Raw genomic sequence first — 17,874 nt, forward strand, 5'->3', positions numbered from 1 at the left:
TCCGTTTATTTCCTGGAAAAAGACCCCGAATTTCTTCTCTATGCCTTATTTTAAAACTTCGCGAGACAGCGCTGTCTGCACCACTATTGCCAGCCGAAAAGCCCTGAACCTGATCGGTGGGTTCACCGCGCTGGGCCTCGCCACCTGCACCCAGGCGGCTCCCGCCTTCGATAGCAGTTCACCGTGGATGCTCGGCGACTGGAACGGCACGCGCACCGAACTTTCGGAAAAAGGTTACGACTTCAACGTCGATTACACCGGCGAAACGGGCAGCAATCTGCACGGCGGCTACGACCATGACCGCACCGCGCGCTACAGCGATCAGTTCGCCTTCGGCACGCACCTGGATTTGCAGAAAATCCTCGGTTGGGACGACGCCGAATTTCAGCTGACCCTCACCGAGCGCAACGGCAACAACATCAGCAACGACCGCATCAACGATCCACGTGTGGGCGGCTTTACCTCGGCTCAGGAAGTCTGGGGGCGTGGGCAGACCTGGCGCCTGACGCAGATGTGGTATCAGCAGAAATTCTTCGATCAGCAACTCGACATCAAGGTCGGTCGCTTCGGTGAAGGCGAAGACTTCAACAGCTTCCCCTGCGACTTCCAGAACCTGGCGTTCTGCGGCTCGCAAGTCGGCAACTGGGTCGGTGGCATCTGGTACAACTGGCCCGTTAGCCAGTGGGCGATGCGCGTCAAATATCACCTCACGCCGCAGTTGTTTGCGCAGGTCGGCGCCTATGAGCAAAACCCATCGAACCTGGATCGCGGTAACGGCTTCAAGCTCAGCGGCAGCGGCACCCAAGGCGCGATTTTGCCGGTGGAACTGGTGTGGTCGCCGAAGGTTCATGACCTGCCGGGCGAATACCGCGTCGGCTATTACTACAGCAGCGCCAATGCCACCGATGTCTACAAGGACAGCAATGGCCAGCCTGCCGCCCTGAGTGGCGAGGCCTATCGCAGTGCATCGAGCAAGCATGGCGAGTGGCTCGTTATTCAGCAGCAAGTGACCAGCATCGCCAGCGATCACTCCCGTGGTTTGAACGTGTTTGCCAACGCCACGATGCACGACAAGAAGACCAATGCCATCGACAACTACGTCCAGGCCGGCGTGGTCTACAAAGGCTGGTTCGATGCACGTGCCAAAGACGACATCGGTTTCGCCCTGGCCCGGGTCCACGTCAACCCGGCCTATCGCAAAAACGCCGAAGCGACCAATCAAGCGCGCGCCGTTGATAGCTACGACGACCCGTCGTTCCTGCCGCCGCAGGACACCGAATACAGCGCCGAATTCTATTACGGCGTGCACGTCACGAACTGGCTGACCGTACGCCCGAACCTGCAATACATCCGCCACCCCGGTGGCGTGAACCAGGTCGATGACGCACTGATTGGCGGGATCAAGATCACCTCATCCTTCTAACGAACACCACAACCCCCTGTAGGAGCAGGCTGTGTGGCGAGGGGGCTTGTCGGAACGCCGCACCGCCCCGTTGCGCTGCGAAGCAGTGCCAAAAACTGTGACCGGTGTGTAACTGAAACACCGCTCATGCTGACTTTGCGACTGCTTCGCAGCCGAACGGGGGCAAGCCCCCTCGCCACACAGCCAGCTCCTACAAGGATTGCAGTTTTTATATGAACCATGCCCACGCCAGATCGTCATCTACAGTGAACTTGCGCGGGACTACTTGAAACGTCACGGAGAACCACACTATGAGCACTGATGGTGCTTTGAGTCGAAGCCGTCTATTGCCGACCCTGCTCGGCATTCTGCTTCTGCTAATGGGCCTGGCCATGCTGGCCGGCGGGATCAAGCTGAGCATGCTCGGCGGCTCGCTGTATTACCTGCTGGCCGGTATCGGCCTGACGCTGAGCGGCGTGCTGTTGATGCTCGCCCGCCGAGCCGCCCTGGGCCTGTACGCACTGGTGCTGTTCGCCAGCACCGTGTGGGCCTTGTGGGAAGTCGGCCTCGATTGGTGGCAACTGGTCCCGCGCCTGGCGCTGTGGTTTGTCCTCGGTTTCGTGATGCTGCTGCCGTGGTTCCGCCGTCCACTGTTGCTCAACGGCCCTGCGCCAATGGGCACCGGCGGCCTGACCGTGGCTGTGGTTCTGGCCGGCGTCACCGCACTGGCCAGCCTGTTCACCCACCCGGGCGAAACGTTCGGCGAACTGGGCCGCGACACTGCAGACACCACCAGCACCGCCCCGCAAATGCCGGATGGCGACTGGCAGGCTTATGGCCGCACCGAGTTCGGTGACCGTTACTCGCCACTCAAGCAGATCACCCCGGCCAACGTCGGCAAGCTGCAAGAAGCCTGGCGCATCCAGACCGGCGACCTGCCGACCGCGGATGACCCGGTCGAGTTGACCAACGAAAACACCCCGCTCAAAGCCAACGGCATGATCTACGCCTGCACCGCGCACAGCAAAGTGTTGGCACTGGATCCGGACACCGGCAAGGAACTGTGGCGCTTCGATCCACAGATCAAGAGCCCGGTCGGCTTCAAGGGCTTCGCCCACATGACCTGCCGTGGCGTGTCGTACTACGACGAAGCTACGTACGCCAAGTCTGAAAACGCCGCTTCCGCCGTCATCTCCGAAGCCGGCAAAGCCGTCGCCCAGGCCTGCCCGCGTCGTCTGTACCTGCCAACCGCCGATGCCCGCCTGATCGCGTTGAACGCCGACACCGGCAAGATCTGCGAAGGCTTCGGCAAAAACGGTGTGGTTGACCTGACCCAAGGCATCGGCCCGTTCACTGCCGGTGGCTACTACTCCACTTCGCCGGCCGCGATTACCCGTGATCTGGTGATCATGGGCGGTCACGTTACCGACAACGAATCGACCAACGAGCCATCGGGCGTGATCCGCGCCTTCGACGTGCGCGACGGCCACCTCGTATGGAACTGGGACAGCGACAAGCCAGACGCCACCGAGCCATTGGCCCCGGGCGAAACCTACAGCCGCAACTCGGCGAACATGTGGTCGCTGGCCAGCGTCGACGAAAAACTCGGCATGGTTTACCTGCCACTGGGCAACCAGACCCCAGACCAATGGGGCGCCGACCGCACCCCAGGCGCCGAGAAATTCAGCGCCGGCGTTGTGGCTCTGGACCTGGCCACCGGTAAAGTACGCTGGAACTACCAGTTCACCCACCACGACCTGTGGGACATGGACGTTGGCAGCCAGCCAACCCTGCTCGACATGAAAACCGCCGACGGCGTGAAACCTGCGTTGATCGCCCCGACCAAACAGGGCAGCCTGTACGTCCTCGACCGTCGTGACGGCACACCGATCATCCCGATCAAGGAAATCCCGGTTCCGCAAGGCGCCGTGAAAGGCGACCACACCGCCCCGACCCAGGCCCGTTCGGACCTCAACCTGCTGGCTCCGGAACTGACCGAAAAAGCCATGTGGGGCGCGAGCCCGTTCGACCAGATGCTGTGCCGCATCCAGTTCAAGGAACTGCGTTATGAGGGCCAGTACACCCCGCCATCGGAGCAGGGCAGCCTGATCTACCCGGGTAACGTTGGCGTGTTCAACTGGGGCGGCGTCTCGGTCGACCCGGTTCGCCAGATCCTGTTCACCAGCCCGAACTACATGGCCTTCGTCTCGAAAATGGTGCCACGCGCAGAAGTCGCTGCCGGCAGCAAACGCGAGAGCGAAACCGCTGGCGTGCAACCGAACACCGGCGCGCCATACGCCGTGATCATGCACCCGTTCATGTCGCCCTTCGGCGTACCGTGCCAGGCCCCGGCCTGGGGCTACGTCGCCGGTATCGACCTGACCACCGGCAAAGTCGTGTGGAAACGCAAAAACGGCACCAGCCGCGACAGCTCGCCGATCCCGATCGGCTTCACCCTCGGCGTGCCGAGCATGGGCGGCTCGATGGTAACGGCTGGCGGCGTCGGCTTCCTCAGCGGCACCCTCGACCAGTACCTGCGCGCGTACGACGTGAACTCTGGTAAAGAGTTGTGGAAATCGCGTCTGCCGGCGGGTGGCCAAGCCACACCGATGACCTATACGGGCAAGGACGGCAAGCAATACGTTCTGTTGGTTGTGGGTGGTCACGGTTCGCTGGGCACCAAGATGGGTGACTATGTGATTGCGTACAAACTGCCGGAATAGGTTTTAGCGGCGGTTAATGGAAAGGCGACTCCTGCGAGGGGGTCGCCTTTTTTTGTGGTCGCGATTTTTGTCACCCCACTGATCAAATTGTAGGAGTGAGCCTGCTCACGATGACGGTGTGTCAGGCACATTGATGTTGAATGTTAAACAGCCATCGCGAGCAGGCTCACTCCTACAATTTGACCGGGGGAGGTCTGGAAAATCTGTGGAGGTCCTACAGCCGGGGCGGTTTTCGAGGAGGATTCCGACAGGTACTGTCGGTTGTTGTGTCGGAAGCCATGGGGATAGGCTTTGCCCGTCGCTGCAAATCAGCGGCCGGGCATCGCGGCCCGAATTAGCTTACTTGGTGCATAATCACCGCCCTCAACCGACTCTCCTTCATAGTTTGTCGATTGGTTTTATGGTGGCTGTGCGCGGGATACCTTCGGGTATGCCGGGTTTACCAAGTGCTCGGTCCGCGAACCTGCGTACAGCTGCCACCTTCCATTGCTTCGCGGCGATTAGTGGCAGCTCCATTACTTACTTGGAGCTTCACCATGATCAAAGAAACACCTAACCCTCCGGAAACCGACGACGTATCCCCCTACGAATCCGTCGATTCCAAAAAGCTCAACGAAGCCGCCGAACGCGCGTTGAATCACTACCTCAATCCCGCTGCGCTCAAATCACCGCCACCCGCAAACCCAGCACGATGTTCATGCTCGCACCGGGCCTCAAAGACGAAGACCTGTTGGCCCATACCTGTGAATCGTTGGCTCAGGCCAGTGTGATGGCCAGCGATTTTGCCGGCTATCTGGAAGGCCCGCATCGCAACACCGCGATGGCAATCCAGCAAATCGTCATGCTCGCCGAACTGGCGGCAAACCGGATGCTCGACAACCTCGAACTACCCAAACCCACGCCACACCGCTAATCCCCTGTAGGAGCCGAGCTCGCTCGCGATTGCGGTCTAATATTCAAAATTAATGACAACTGACACTCCGTCATCGCGAGCAAGCTCGGCTCCTACAGTGGAACGGTACACATCTGCCAGAGATTGGTCGGTTGTCAGGCCGCCTTCGCAGGCAAGCCTCGCCTTTTTGTGGCCGCCATCTTCGCCACACCATAAATAAAATGTGGGAGCGGGCTTGCCCGCGAAAGCGGTGTGTCAGTCGACATCAATGTTGAATGTTAAACAGCCTTCGCGGGCAAGCCCGCTCCCACATTTCGATTGGGATCAGTCTGAAAATTTTGCGCTGGTCCTACAGCCGTGGCGGTTTTGGGGAAGGATTCCGACAGGTACTGTCGGTTGTCGTGTCGGAAGGCCGGGAGATAGGCTTTGCCCGTCGCTGCAAATTCAGCGACCGGGTTTGGTCGCCCAGGTTTAGAATGGCGCACTTTTCGTGCTTGCTTAATGGCGAGCTGTGCGTGGGAGGGCTTCGGCCCTGCCGGGTTCCATTCCCTGGTCGACCAACCTGCGTACGGTTCGCCACCCAACTGCTTGGTCGCAGTCGTGGCGAACTCCCTATCTTCGAATGGAGCTTCACCATGATCAAAGAAACACCGAATCCCCCGGAAACCGACGACGTTTCCCCCTACAAATCCGTCGATTCCAAAAAACTCAACGAAGCCGCCGAACGCGCGCTGAATCACTTCCTCAATCCCGCTGCGCTCAAATCACCGCCCACCCGCAAACCCAGCACGATGTTCATGCTCGCACCGGATCTCAAAGACGAAGACCTGTTGGCCCACACCTGTGAGTCCCTGGCCCAGGCCAGTGTGATGGCCAGCGATTTTGCCGGCTATCTGGAAGGCCCGCATCGCAACACGGCCATGGCGATTCAGCAGATCGTCATGCTGGCCGAACTGGCGGCAAACCGGATGCTCGACAACCTCGAACTACCCAAACCCACGCCACACCGCTAATCCCCTGTAGGAGCCGAGCTCGCTCGCGATTGCGGTCTAATATTCAAAATTAATGACAACTGACACTCCGTCATCGCGAGCAAGCTCGGCTCCTACAGTGGAACGGTACACATCTGCCAGAGATTGGTCGGTTGTCAGGCCGCCTTCGCAGGCAAGCCTCGCCTTTTTGTGGCCGCCATCTTCGCCACACCATAAATAAAATGTGGAGCGGGCTTGCCCGCGAAAGCGGTGTGTCAGTCGACATCAATGTTGAATGTTAAACAGCCTTCGCGGGCAAGCCCGCTCCCACATTTCGATTGGGATCAGTCTGAAAATTTTGCGCTGGTCCTACAGCCGTGGCGGTTTTGGGGAAGGATTCCGACAGGTACTGTCGGTTGTCGTGTCGGAAGGCCGGGAGATAGGCTTTGCCCGTCGCTGCAAATTCAGCGACCGGGTTTGGTCGCCCAGGTTTAGAATGGCGCACTTTTCGTGCTTGCTTAATGGCGAGCTGTGCGTGGGAGGGCTTCGGCCCTGCCGGGTTCCATTCCCTGGTCGACCAACCTGCGTACGGTTCGCCACCCAACTGCTTGGTCGCAGTCGTGGCGAACTCCCTATCTTCGAATGGAGCTTCACCATGATCAAAGAAACACCGAATCCCCCGGAAACCGACGACGTTTCCCCCTACAAATCCGTCGATTCCAAAAAACTCAACGAAGCCGCCGAACGCGCGCTGAATCACGTCCTCAATCCCGCTGCGCTCAAATCACCGCCCACCCGCAAACCCAGCACGATGTTCATGCTCGCACCGGATCTCAAAGACGAAGACCTGTTGGCCCACACCTGTGAGTCCCTGGCCCAGGCCAGTGTGATGGCCAGCGATTTTGCCGGCTATCTGGAAGGCCCGCATCGCAACACGACCATGGCGATTCAGCAGATCGTCATGCTGGCCGAACTGGCGGTGAACCGGATGCTGGATAACCTCGAACTACCCAAACCCACGCCACACCGCTAATCCCCCACCAGAAGCCAATCCCCTGTAGGAGCGGATCCATCCGCCAGAGATTGGTCGGCTGTCAGGCCGCCTTCGCTGGCAAGCCAGCTCCTACAGTAGATCGGCGTACCGCCCTTGCTCCTCACCGCTCAACAGGCCGAGCGTTAGCTCGCCTGAAAGCTTTTGATCTTGCTTTTGATCTGCCCGCCCCTTCGGGAGGCTGAGTGGAGGTGTTCATCCGGGGAGTGGCGCGCAGCGCCGTTCGACGCAGTCGAACACGCTGCATGTAGGTCGAAGCGAAGCAGACCGGAGGGCAGTGTCCCCGGATGGACACCGGAGCGAAGGAACGCCGAGCCTTAGCGAGGGGCCGGACGCTCGGGGCGAGCCTTTTTTTGCTTACTTTTTTTTGGCGTTTGAAAAAAAAGTGAGGCGCCGTAAGGGCGAAACCCTAAGTGGCCGTTACCGCAGAAACGGATATGTACACCAAAAACAACGACATGGTCGGCCCAGAGGCCGCCAAGTCCAAAGCACCTGTCCAAACCCTGAACACACACTCTGAAATATCCCGAACCATTGAAACCACCCCCCACCTGCCCCATCTAACACCCATACCCAATGCGCAGGTGCCCCATGAGCGACCAGCAAGAATTCCCCGAAGACCCAAACGAGTACGACGAAGCCGAGCAAATCGAACACCACACCACCGGCAAAGGCCTCGCCCTGCCCGGCCAGAACCTGCCGGACAAGGTCTACATCATCCCGATCCACAACCGCCCGTTCTTCCCGGCCCAAGTGCTGCCGGTCATCGTCAACGAAGAACCGTGGGCCGAGACACTGGACCTGGTCAGCAAAGCCGATCATCACTCCCTGGCCCTGTTCTACATGGACGCGCCCCAGGAAGACCCGCGTCATTTCAACACCGGCGCACTGCCGGAGTACGGCACACTGGTCAAGGTGCACCACGCCAGTCGTGAAAACGGCAAACTGCAATTCGTCGCCCAAGGCCTGACCCGGGTGCGCATCAAAACCTGGCTCAAGCACCATCGCCCGCCGTACCTGGTGGAAGTCGAATACCCGCACCAGCCGACCGAGCCGACCGACGAGGTCAAGGCTTACGGCATGGCGCTGATCAACGCGATCAAGGAACTGCTGCCGCTCAACCCGCTGTACAGCGAAGAGCTGAAAAACTACCTCAACCGCTTCAGCCCCAACGACCCCTCGCCGCTGACCGACTTCGCCGCCGCCCTGACCTCGGCCACCGGCAGCGAGCTGCAAGAAGTGCTCGACTGCGTGCCGATGCTCAAGCGCATGGAAAAAGTCCTGCCGATGCTGCGCAAGGAAGTCGAAGTCGCGCGCCTGCAAAAAGAGATCTCCGCCGAAGTTAACCGCAAGATCGGCGAGCATCAGCGTGAATTCTTCCTCAAGGAACAACTCAAAGTCATTCAGCAAGAGCTGGGCCTGACCAAGGACGACCGCAGCGCCGACATTGAGCAGTTCGAGCAACGCCTGACTGGCAAAGTGCTCTCTGCGCAGGCGCAGAAACGCATCGAAGAGGAAATGAACAAGCTGTCGATCCTGGAAACCGGCTCGCCCGAGTACGCGGTCACCCGCAACTACCTCGACTGGGCAACCTCGGTGCCGTGGGGCGTGTACGGCGAGGACAAACTCGACCTCAAGCACGCGCGCAAGGTACTGGACAAACACCACGCCGGCCTCGACGACATCAAGGACCGCATCCTCGAATTCCTCGCTGTCGGCGCTTACAAAGGCGAGATCAGCGGCTCCATCGTTTTGCTGGTCGGCCCGCCGGGAGTGGGTAAAACCAGCGTCGGCAAATCCATCGCCGAATCCCTGGGCCGGCCTTTCTACCGCTTCAGCCTCGGTGGCATGCGCGACGAAGCCGAGATCAAGGGCCATCGCCGCACTTACATCGGCGCGCAACCGGGCAAACTCGTACAGGCGTTGAAAGACGTCGAAGTGATGAACCCGGTGATCATGCTCGACGAGATCGACAAGATGGGCCAAAGCTACCAGGGCGATCCAGCCTCGGCGCTCCTTGAAACCCTCGATCCGGAACAGAACGTCGAATTCCTCGACCACTACCTGGACCTGCGTCTGGACCTGTCGAAAGTGTTGTTCGTGTGCACCGCCAACACCTTGGACTCGATCCCCGGCCCGTTGCTGGACCGCATGGAAGTGATTCGCCTGTCGGGTTACATCACCGAAGAAAAAATCGCCATCGCCAAACGCCACCTATGGCCCAAGCAACTGGAAAAGGCCGGCGTGTCCAAAGGCAGCCTGAGCATCAGCGACAGCGCCCTCAAAGCCTTGATCGACGGGTACGCCCGTGAAGCCGGTGTGCGCCAGTTGGAAAAACAACTGGGAAAACTGGTGCGCAAAGCCGTGGTGAAGTTGATCGACGAACCGAAAGCGGTGATCAAACTCGGGCCCAAAGACCTCGAAGCCTCACTCGGTCACCCGGTGTTCCGTAACGAGCAAGTGCTGTCCGGCACTGGCGTAATCACCGGTCTGGCCTGGACCAGCATGGGCGGCGCGACCTTGCCGATTGAAGCGACGCGGATCCACACGCTTAACCGTGGCTTCAAACTCACCGGGCAATTGGGTGATGTGATGAAAGAGTCGGCGGAAATCGCCTACAGCTACGTGAGCTCCAATCTGAAGTCGTTTGGCGGCGATCCGAAGTTCTTCGACGAGGCTTTCGTCCACTTGCACGTCCCGGAAGGCGCCACCCCCAAAGACGGCCCGAGCGCCGGCGTGACCATGGCCAGCGCCCTGCTCTCGCTCGCGCGTAACCAGCCGCCGAAAAAAGGCGTGGCCATGACCGGCGAACTGACGTTGACCGGGCATGTACTGCCGATTGGCGGGGTGCGCGAGAAAGTGATTGCAGCGCGGCGGCAGAAGATTTTCGAGTTGATTTTGCCGGAGCCTAACCGTGGCAGTTTTGATGAACTGCCGGACTATCTGAAGGAAGGGATTACCGTGCATTTCGCCAAGCGCTTTGCGGATGTGGCGAAGATTTTGTTTTGACAGGAAGTTCGCCAGCATTCGCGCTGTAGGGTGCTGGCAAACTACCTTCTTATTGCAAATAAATCTAAACAACTGTCAGATCTGACAGTTACCAGTTATTAAGCACCCCTCCACACTTCCCACTCGACATCATTCATTATCGAAAGGGATTTATTCATGACAACCAGCAAAACAAACCAGATTATTGATACAAAGTTCAAATTGGATGGCCGAATGCAACTCGGAGCCGGAGGCCGGATTGAGATTGACTCAACGGATCTGGAGTTCAACCTTAAATTCGATAATGAAATTACGATTGCCTACTATCAAAACAAGGGCCGCCCTAGTGAAAAATACTTGTCTTTCACTTTCAGCGCAGACATTACAACGGGTGAGTACTCTATTACAAAAGATGGCCCCTTCCGAGCAGCAAGTTTCAAAGAAGTGCTAAACACCAAATTAGATATTGACTCTCGCGAACTTTACGAAGCCATCGATGGAAAATTGCACTTTGCCCTTTTTAAAAATGATATCAGTGGATTCCATTGCAGGGTGTCAGCCATCAACATATCCATGAAATCCACGCTTACCGGAGAAATCCTCGGGTTTGCTTCCGGATCCTTCACCAGTAACTTGACATACAGCACTGCGAATTAGTCCTGGCTGCACGCCTACGGGCGCGAAACAGGTACCAGAGGATCGCGTCCGTAGCTCCCACCGTCACACTTTGTCTCATCTTCAGTTATGCTCGCCGTTCGTCGTGAACGCCGGAGCCACTGACCCCATGTCCCCCACCCGCCTGTTTGTCCCCCTCGCCCTGTCCTTGCTGGCCGCCTGCGCCACGCAACCGAAACAGAACGTGACCGTGGTAAAACAAAGTCAATGCCCGGTGAAACTGAACAGCGGGCAAAACCTGATCCTGACCCTGCCTAGCAACCCGTCGACGGGTTACCGCTGGGCGATTCAGGATTCGGCCGGTGGTGTGCTGCATGCGCTCAGCCCCGAGGTTTACAGTAACCCGCAAGACGCCGGAATCGTCGGCAGCGCCGGCCTCTCGACCTGGCGCTTTCAGGCGTTCACCGCCGGCACCGGGCGCTTGCGCCTGACATCGCAACAACCCTGGGCCCCGGAGGTATTGCCGGTGGAAACTTTCGATTGCGCGATCTCGGTTAACTGATCGTGGGCTGGCTGATTCTGGCGCTGATGGGCGCAGTGACCTTTCTGTATGGCGTGAGCATGCATGCAACGTTGCTCTGCCTGCTGGTCAAACCGATGCCAGTGCTGGCCTTGCTCGGTTGGCTGCATGACGCGCCGCCCAGCGACTATCGCCGCTGGATCAGCCTTGGCCTGATTTTCTCGCTGCTCGGAGATGTGTTGCTGGCGTGGCCGGGGGATCTGTTTGTGTTTGGTCTTGGGGCGTTTCTGGTCGCGCATCTGGCGTACTTGAAAGCGTACTTGAGCGATTGTCGGCGGTTGGCGTTGTTGCCATTGGTGATTGCGTTGGGAGTCGGCGCGGTGTTGCTGGGGATTTTGATCTCTCACGGCCTCGGCCCATTGCTGATCCCGGTGATTGTTTACGGCTTGGCCATCAGCGCAATGCTCTGGCGGGCGCTGGCTCGACTGGGCACTGAAGTCCCCAAACGCTCGGCGCTGCTGGCAGCGGCAGGTGCGGTGGCGTTCGTGTTCTCCGACAGCGTGATTGGCATCAGCCGTTTTGTGATGCCATTCGACGCAGCGCCCTATGTAATCATCCTCAGTTATTGGCTGGGGCAATGGGGAATTACCGCTTCGGCGTTCACCCAAAAACAGCGCTGAATTCTTCGCGAGCAGGCTCGCTCCCACATTTGATCTGCGGTGAATGCAATCGACGAGATCCATTGTGGGAGCGAGCCTGCTCGCGAAGGCGGCACCACTGACAATGCAGCTCCCCCAGTACCCCTTCCAGCCGGTTTATCAGACAACCCGCGCATCCCCCCGTCAATTTGGCTAAAATGCCGGCCTTTTCCACCAACGCTGCTGGAACCGCCGTGAGCAAAGAACCCGATCGCCTTTTCGCCCAGCCTTTGGCCCAGGTGCCTGACTTCGCCTTTAACGAGGACGTGGTGCGGGTGTTCCCGGACATGATCAAGCGCTCGGTGCCAGGTTATCCGACCATCGTGGAAAACCTCGGCGTGCTCGCCGCGCAATTCGCCCAGCCCAATAGCGTGCTCTACGACCTCGGTTCGTCATTGGGCGCCGTGACTCAGGCCTTGCGCCGTCACGTGCGCACCGACGGTTGCCGCGTTATCGCTGTGGATAACTCGGCGGCGATGGTCGAACGTTGCCGCGAATACCTCAACGGTCAGGACTCGATGTTCCAGGAGTTGCTGCCGGTGGAAGTGATCGAAGGCGACATCCTCGCCCTTGAGTTTCAGCCAGCCTCGGTGGTGGCGCTGAACTTCACCCTGCAATTCATCGCCCCGGACCAGCGCACGGCGTTGCTCTCGCGCATCCGCCAGTCGCTGTTGCCAGGTGGCGCGCTGATTCTGTCGGAGAAGCTGCGTTTCAACGATCTCGAAGAACACGCGCTGCTCACCGACCTGCACGTCGCCTTCAAACGTGCCAACGGCTACAGCGAACTGGAAATCGCCCAGAAGCGCAGCGCCATCGAAAACGTCATGAAGCCCGACAGCCTCGAAGAACACCGCGAGCGCCTGTTGGCCGCCGGGTTCTCGAAAGTCGTGCCGTGGTTCCAGTGTCTTAACTTTGCCTCGTTGATTGCCTTGCCATGATTGATCTGTCCCCCCTCGCCCGCCGTCTGGCCGGTACACCGCTGGCCGAATGGGCCAACACCCTGCAAGCGCAACTCGACAAGAAAATGGAGAAAGGTCACGGCGATCTGGAGCGCTGGCAAAGTGCGCTGGATGCCTTGCCGAAGATTCAGCCGAGCGAAGTCGACTTGCTCAATGGCCTAATGCTGGACACCGAGTGCGACGACGAAACCCGCGCACAGATGCGTACCGCGCTGATGGGTTTGTCACCGTGGCGCAAAGGGCCGTTTGACCTGTTTGGTGTGCATGTCGACACAGAATGGCGCTCGGACTGGAAATGGTCGCGGGTCGCACCGCATCTGGATCTGAAGGGCAAACGCATCCTCGACGTCGGGTGCGGAAACGGTTACTACATGTGGCGCATGCTCGGTGCCGGGGCCGACAGCGTGATCGGCGTTGACCCGAACTGGCTGTTCTTCTGCCAGTTCCAAGCGGTGCAACGCTACCTGTCCGAACCGAATGCCTGGCATTTGCCGTTCCCGTTCGAAGACCTGCCGCCGGAGCTGGAAGGCTTTGATACGGTGTTTTCCATGGGCGTGTTCTACCATCGCCGCTCGCCGATCGAGCATTTGCTGGCGCTGAAAGATTGCCTGGTCAAGGGCGGCGAGTTGGTGCTGGAGACGCTGGTGATCGAGGGCGATCAACAACAGGTGCTGGTACCGGAAGACCGTTACGCGCAGATGCGCAACGTGTGGTTCCTGCCGTCGGTACCGGCGCTGGAGCTGTGGTTGCGGCGTGCCGGGTTTACGGATGTGCGTTGCGTTGACGTGAGCGTGACCACGGTCGAAGAACAGCGCGGGACGGAGTGGATGAAGTATCAATCGTTGAGCGACTTCCTTGATCCGGACGATCACAGCAAAACGATTGAAGGGCTGCCGGCGCCGATGCGTGCGGTGATTGTTGCGAGAAAGTAGCCCCCCGCTCATAGGAGCGAGTCGCTCAATGCGCAAACAAAAGTTTTCTTAACCGGAGTAGTTAGACTCTGCTACTTTCACGCGCATCGGTAAGTGAACGAAAAAATCGGCATTCATTGAAAGTAGCCATCACAGAAGGGATATGTACTGTGAAAATCAGACAGCTGACACTGAAACACTACCGCCGCTTTGCTGATTTCAAGATTGAATTCGACGATAAAATAACCGTATTGGTGGCTAGAAATGGCGCAGGCAAATCAAGCGTTCTGGACGCATTGGCGACCGCTTTCGGACTCTTTGTTTCAAGGCTGCCTGGCGTATCCGGCATAAGCCCGCGTGACGCGGACTTTCAGATCTACCCTGATGGCAGCAAGCCCCCATACATGCGAATTCTTTGCGAAAGCACAGATGGCTTGAAATGGGATCGCACAGAAAAAAGAGATCAGACCAAGAAAACCGCTGCACAGATTCCGCCTGCAATTGGTCATAAAGCACTGACGGAGTACGCCGACAGCTTTATTGACGCTGCCAACGATAAACAACCTTACAAACTTCCAGTTTTCATTTACTACGGAACGGGACGAGGCGTATTTGATATTCCTCAGCGCAAGAAGGGTTTCAAAAACAGCTTTAACCGATTTGATGCCTTTGATGGCGCCCTCCAAAGTCGAACAAACTTCAAGAGATTCATCGAGTACTTCTATCATCTGGAAGATTGTGAAAGTCGCGAACATAAAGCGCAGAGGTCGTTTGACTTTGAACAACCTGAGTTGCGAGCCATACGAATGGCAATCAGTAGACTAATGCCCGATTTCAGTAATCCTCGTGGCGCATATCCTGCCGGGCTAATGCTCGACTGGAACGTGGAGGGCATAACCAAACAGTTGCGTATCGAACAGCTGAGTGACGGTTATCGAACCACGATTGCAATGGTTATGGATATTGCTGCGCGCATGGCCGAAGCCAATCCGCAAGCCACCGATCCATTGGCCACCGAAGGCGTGATTCTCATAGACGAAGTCGACCTGCACTTGCACCCTGGCTGGCAGCAAAAAATTCTTCCTGACCTAATGCGCACCTTTCCGGATGTTCAGTTCATTGTCACCACTCATAGTCCGCAAGTGATCAGTACCGTTCCACCCGAATCATTACGCATAATTGATTGGCAAGACGGAAAACCTCACGTGGATTTCGTTGAGTTTTCAGAGGGTGCAGAAGCACAACAGATGCTGACCGACGTACTGGGCACAGAATCCCGTTCGGAAAAAATAGCGATAGTCCGTGACCTGAAAAAATACCAACAGCTGGTTGCCGACGATAAATGGGATTCAAAGGATGGACTGGCACTTAAACAGAAGCTCGATAATTGGGGGGCTGGTCACGAGCCCGAGCTGATACGCTTGGACATGGATGTTCGCCTGAAGGAAATGGATCGCCGCTCATGAAAAACACGTTAAAGAACCAGGAACCTAACGAACTAAAGAATTACGTAACCACCAATCCAACCCGAACCTGGGATCACTTCAAGAGATCCCCAGCCAGACGTAAAGCTGTTCAGCTTCAACTGGCTACCGATCAAAGTGGAATATGTGCTTACTGCGAAATCAACTTGAAAGCAGCAGACCACACAGGTGTTGCTGACTTTCGTGTAGAACACTTTCATCCAAAATCAGATGCCTCTACCCCCAAGAACTGGCACCTCGATTGGCAAAATCTCCTGGCCGTCTGTCATGGCGGTTCTAGACCTGACGTGGTTGAAGCGATGAGCCGCTTTACTGCCTTGCACAGCTGTGATGTTCCAAAAGGAGAAAACGATTGGGATGCCGTAATTCTGAACCCGCTGAATCTCACAAGCGATTACTGTTTATTTAAATTTGATCGTAGTACTGGCGGAATGCAAGTCAATGAAATTAACTGTAATTCCGCCGCGGTCTGTATTACCAAGGCAAAGGCAACTGTAGACAATCTTCAGCTGGATAGCCCCCGCTTGCGTAAGCTCAGAAAGCCGGCCCTCGACAAACTTAATGACCAATTAAAATTATTGGTAGATAACGGCAGATCTCTTGAAGACGCACGGAGTTATTTAGCCTCAACCTTTTTGATAAAAGACAGTAATCATCATTGGCCAGCCTTCTTCTCGGCCATTCGTGATTACTTGGGCAACCATGCTGAAGCGCACCTGAAGAGTACGGGTTACATAGGTTGATCAACGCGTTCAGCGGCTTCGCCGGGCCTTGAAGAACTCGCTGAGCACCGCCCCGCATTCTTCCGCCAACACCCCGCCTTCAAACAACACCCGGTGATTCAAAAAGCCTTGGGTGAAGAACTGCCCCTGACTCTGCACAATCCCCGCTTTTGGCTCCAGCGCGCCATACACCACCCGCGCAATCCGCGAATGCACGATCAAGCCTGCGCACATGCTGCACGGCTCCAGTGTCACGTACAGCGTGCTGCCCGGCAGGCGATAGTTGCTCACGGCCAAGGACGCGGCGCGAATCGCGACCATCTCGGCATGAGCACTCGGGTCGTTGCCGCTGATCGGACAGTTGAAGCCGCGACCAATGATTTCACCGTCCTGCACCAGCACCGCGCCCACCGGCACTTCACCAAGCGCGGCACCTTGAGCCGCCAGGGCCAGGGCTTCGCGCATGAAGTCGCGATCACGGCTGCGGTCGATGATGGCGGTTGGACGAATCTGACGCATCACGCCACCTCGATGGCGGCCATCAGGCCGGTTTCCATGTGATCGATCACATGGCAATGGAACATCCAGATGCCCGGGTTATCCGCCACCAGCGCCACTTGCGCACGCTCGTTCTTGCCCAACAGATACGTGTCGGTGAAGTACGGAATGACCTTGTGCCGGTTCGAAGCAATGACCTTGAAGCTCATGCCGTGCAAGTGAATCGGGTGCTGATACTGAGTCATGTTCTTCAATTCAAAAATGTAGCTCTTGCCCTTTTCAAGCTTGGCAATCGGCCGGTCGGCGCAGGTCTTGTCAGTGATATCCCAGGCTTTGCCGTTGATTTGCCACAGGCTCGGCGGTTTGCCGTTTTCGACGTTGACCGACACAGAGCCGACCCACTCGAAATTGAAGTTGAGTTTCTCGGCATTGGCCAGGTCCGGCTCAGCCACCGGGTTGGCGGGCAGCGCAGGCGGCCATTCGGTCAGTGCATCGCTATTTGCCACCGAACGGAACGTACCCAAGCGTACCGGACCGTTGCGCAGGGATAATTCTTCACCGGCCGGCGGTGCCTTGATCGCCAGACAGATACGCATACCCGGGCCGAGCCAGTATTCCTTGCCCAGCGGGCGCGGCTCGATGGGATTGCCGTCCAGTGCGTATATCTGCGCTTCGACGCCAGGAATGTTCAGGCGATAGGTCAACGTGTTATCGAGGTTGAGCAAGCGAACACGAGTGATCTGCCCCGCAGGCAAATCAATCACCGCTTGCGAGACGCCATTGATGGTCGACAGACGCCCCGCCGTGCCGCCACGAGCAGCTTCGCGAGGAATGCTGAACGCGACGAACGCGCCTTCTTCATCGACGTGCCAGCTCTTCAGGCTGAGAGTTTTTTCATACTTGAAACCAGTGGGTTCGCGCTCTTCAATAATCAGCGGTCCGACCAGGCCGCGGCCGAGTTCTTCGCTGCTGTTCACGTGCGGGTGATACCAGTAGCTGCCGGCATCGGGCACGCGGAATTTGTAGTCGAAGTATTCACCCGGCAGCACCGGCAATTGCGAGACGTACGGCACGCCGTCCATTTCCAGTGGCAGACGGATACCGTGCCAGTGAATGGTGGTCGCAACGGGCAGGTGATTGATGAAACGCACCCGCAGCCATTCGCCCTGGCGAACCCGCAATTCTGTACCCGGTGCCGACGGGCCGAACGCCCAGGCTTCGGTTTTGTGCCCAGCCACCAGTTCGACGTCCAGCGGCGCCGCAATCAGCTCATAGTCGTGGCCGGCGTCCGCATCGGCCCTCTTGCCCAGCCAGTAACGCGACGCGCCACCCGCCCCCACGCCAACCACCACAAGACCGGCCAGACCACCGAGTATTTGTCGACGGGTAAAGGACATGAACTCAACTACCTCACATGAAAAGCGGCAGGCCCAGGCCCGC

Annotated in this window: 14 protein-coding genes and 1 pseudogene; 13 read left to right on the top strand and 2 right to left on the bottom strand. The window is 57.8% G+C overall.

Annotation, left to right across the window (positions count from 1 at the left end):
• Positions 1-40: 40 nt before the first annotated feature.
• From ACWGZX_RS08525 to ACWGZX_RS08585, 13 genes and pseudogenes are all read left to right on the top strand, one after another.
• A complete protein-coding gene (locus ACWGZX_RS08525) occupies positions 41-1,423 on the top strand; it encodes a carbohydrate porin (RefSeq protein ID WP_452628018.1) in 1,383 nt (460 codons plus the stop codon).
• 290 nt (positions 1,424-1,713) lie between these two features.
• The gene (locus tag ACWGZX_RS08530; RefSeq protein ID WP_452628019.1) at positions 1,714-4,125 is read left to right on the top strand and encodes a glucose/quinate/shikimate family membrane-bound PQQ-dependent dehydrogenase; all 2,412 of its coding nucleotides are present in this window, start codon (positions 1,714-1,716) and stop codon (positions 4,123-4,125) included.
• A 536-nt stretch (positions 4,126-4,661) separates the two neighbouring features.
• A pseudogene (locus tag ACWGZX_RS08535) lies at positions 4,662-5,038 on the top strand (DUF6124 family protein).
• Positions 5,039-5,652: 614 nt separating this feature from the next.
• Entirely contained in the window at positions 5,653-6,030 is a 378-nt protein-coding gene (locus tag ACWGZX_RS08540; RefSeq protein WP_452628020.1) for a DUF6124 family protein, read from the top strand.
• Positions 6,031-6,643: 613 nt separating this feature from the next.
• The gene (locus ACWGZX_RS08545; protein ID WP_452628021.1) at positions 6,644-7,021 is read left to right on the top strand and encodes a DUF6124 family protein; all 378 of its coding nucleotides are present in this window, start codon (positions 6,644-6,646) and stop codon (positions 7,019-7,021) included.
• A 609-nt stretch (positions 7,022-7,630) separates the two neighbouring features.
• Positions 7,631-10,048: an endopeptidase La gene (gene lon, locus ACWGZX_RS08550; protein WP_452628022.1), complete on the top strand. Its 2,418-nt coding sequence runs from the start codon at positions 7,631-7,633 to the stop codon at positions 10,046-10,048.
• Between the two features lie 156 nt (positions 10,049-10,204).
• Entirely contained in the window at positions 10,205-10,684 is a 480-nt protein-coding gene (locus ACWGZX_RS08555) for a hypothetical protein (RefSeq protein ID WP_452628023.1), read from the top strand.
• A 127-nt stretch (positions 10,685-10,811) separates the two neighbouring features.
• Entirely contained in the window at positions 10,812-11,204 is a 393-nt protein-coding gene (locus tag ACWGZX_RS08560; RefSeq protein WP_452628024.1) for a protease inhibitor I42 family protein, read from the top strand.
• A gap of 2 nt (positions 11,205-11,206) precedes the next feature.
• Positions 11,207-11,842 (top strand): lysoplasmalogenase, encoded by a 636-nt coding sequence (locus ACWGZX_RS08565; protein WP_452628025.1) that lies wholly within the window; start codon positions 11,207-11,209, stop codon positions 11,840-11,842.
• A 176-nt stretch (positions 11,843-12,018) separates the two neighbouring features.
• Positions 12,019-12,798, top strand: a complete 780-nt coding sequence (gene cmoA / locus ACWGZX_RS08570) for a carboxy-S-adenosyl-L-methionine synthase CmoA (protein ID WP_452628026.1) — start codon at positions 12,019-12,021, stop codon at positions 12,796-12,798.
• Positions 12,795-13,751, top strand: coding sequence for a tRNA 5-methoxyuridine(34)/uridine 5-oxyacetic acid(34) synthase CmoB (gene cmoB / locus ACWGZX_RS08575; protein ID WP_452628027.1), 957 nt, complete (start codon positions 12,795-12,797; stop codon positions 13,749-13,751). The genes cmoA and cmoB overlap by 4 nt, the downstream gene beginning before the upstream one ends.
• Positions 13,752-13,900: 149 nt before the next feature.
• The gene (locus ACWGZX_RS08580; protein WP_452628028.1) at positions 13,901-15,196 is read left to right on the top strand and encodes an AAA family ATPase; all 1,296 of its coding nucleotides are present in this window, start codon (positions 13,901-13,903) and stop codon (positions 15,194-15,196) included.
• Positions 15,193-15,957: a retron system putative HNH endonuclease gene (locus tag ACWGZX_RS08585; RefSeq protein ID WP_452628029.1), complete on the top strand. Its 765-nt coding sequence runs from the start codon at positions 15,193-15,195 to the stop codon at positions 15,955-15,957. Before ACWGZX_RS08580 ends, ACWGZX_RS08585 begins: the two co-directional genes overlap by 4 nt.
• Before the next feature lie 9 nt (positions 15,958-15,966).
• Here the strand turns inward: ACWGZX_RS08585 and tadA are convergent, their stop codons facing one another.
• Both tadA and ACWGZX_RS08595 read right to left on the bottom strand, forming a co-directional pair.
• Positions 15,967-16,455: a tRNA adenosine(34) deaminase TadA gene (tadA, locus tag ACWGZX_RS08590; protein WP_452628030.1), complete on the bottom strand. Its 489-nt coding sequence runs from the start codon at positions 16,453-16,455 to the stop codon at positions 15,967-15,969.
• Positions 16,455-17,831 carry a multicopper oxidase family protein gene (locus ACWGZX_RS08595; RefSeq protein ID WP_452628031.1) on the bottom strand — a complete coding sequence of 459 codons (1,377 nt, stop codon included), beginning with the start codon at positions 17,829-17,831 and terminating at the stop codon, positions 16,455-16,457. The genes tadA and ACWGZX_RS08595 overlap by 1 nt, the downstream gene beginning before the upstream one ends.
• Positions 17,832-17,874: the final 43 nt, after the last annotated feature.

This window comes from Pseudomonas sp. CLCA07, from assembly GCF_053615335.1.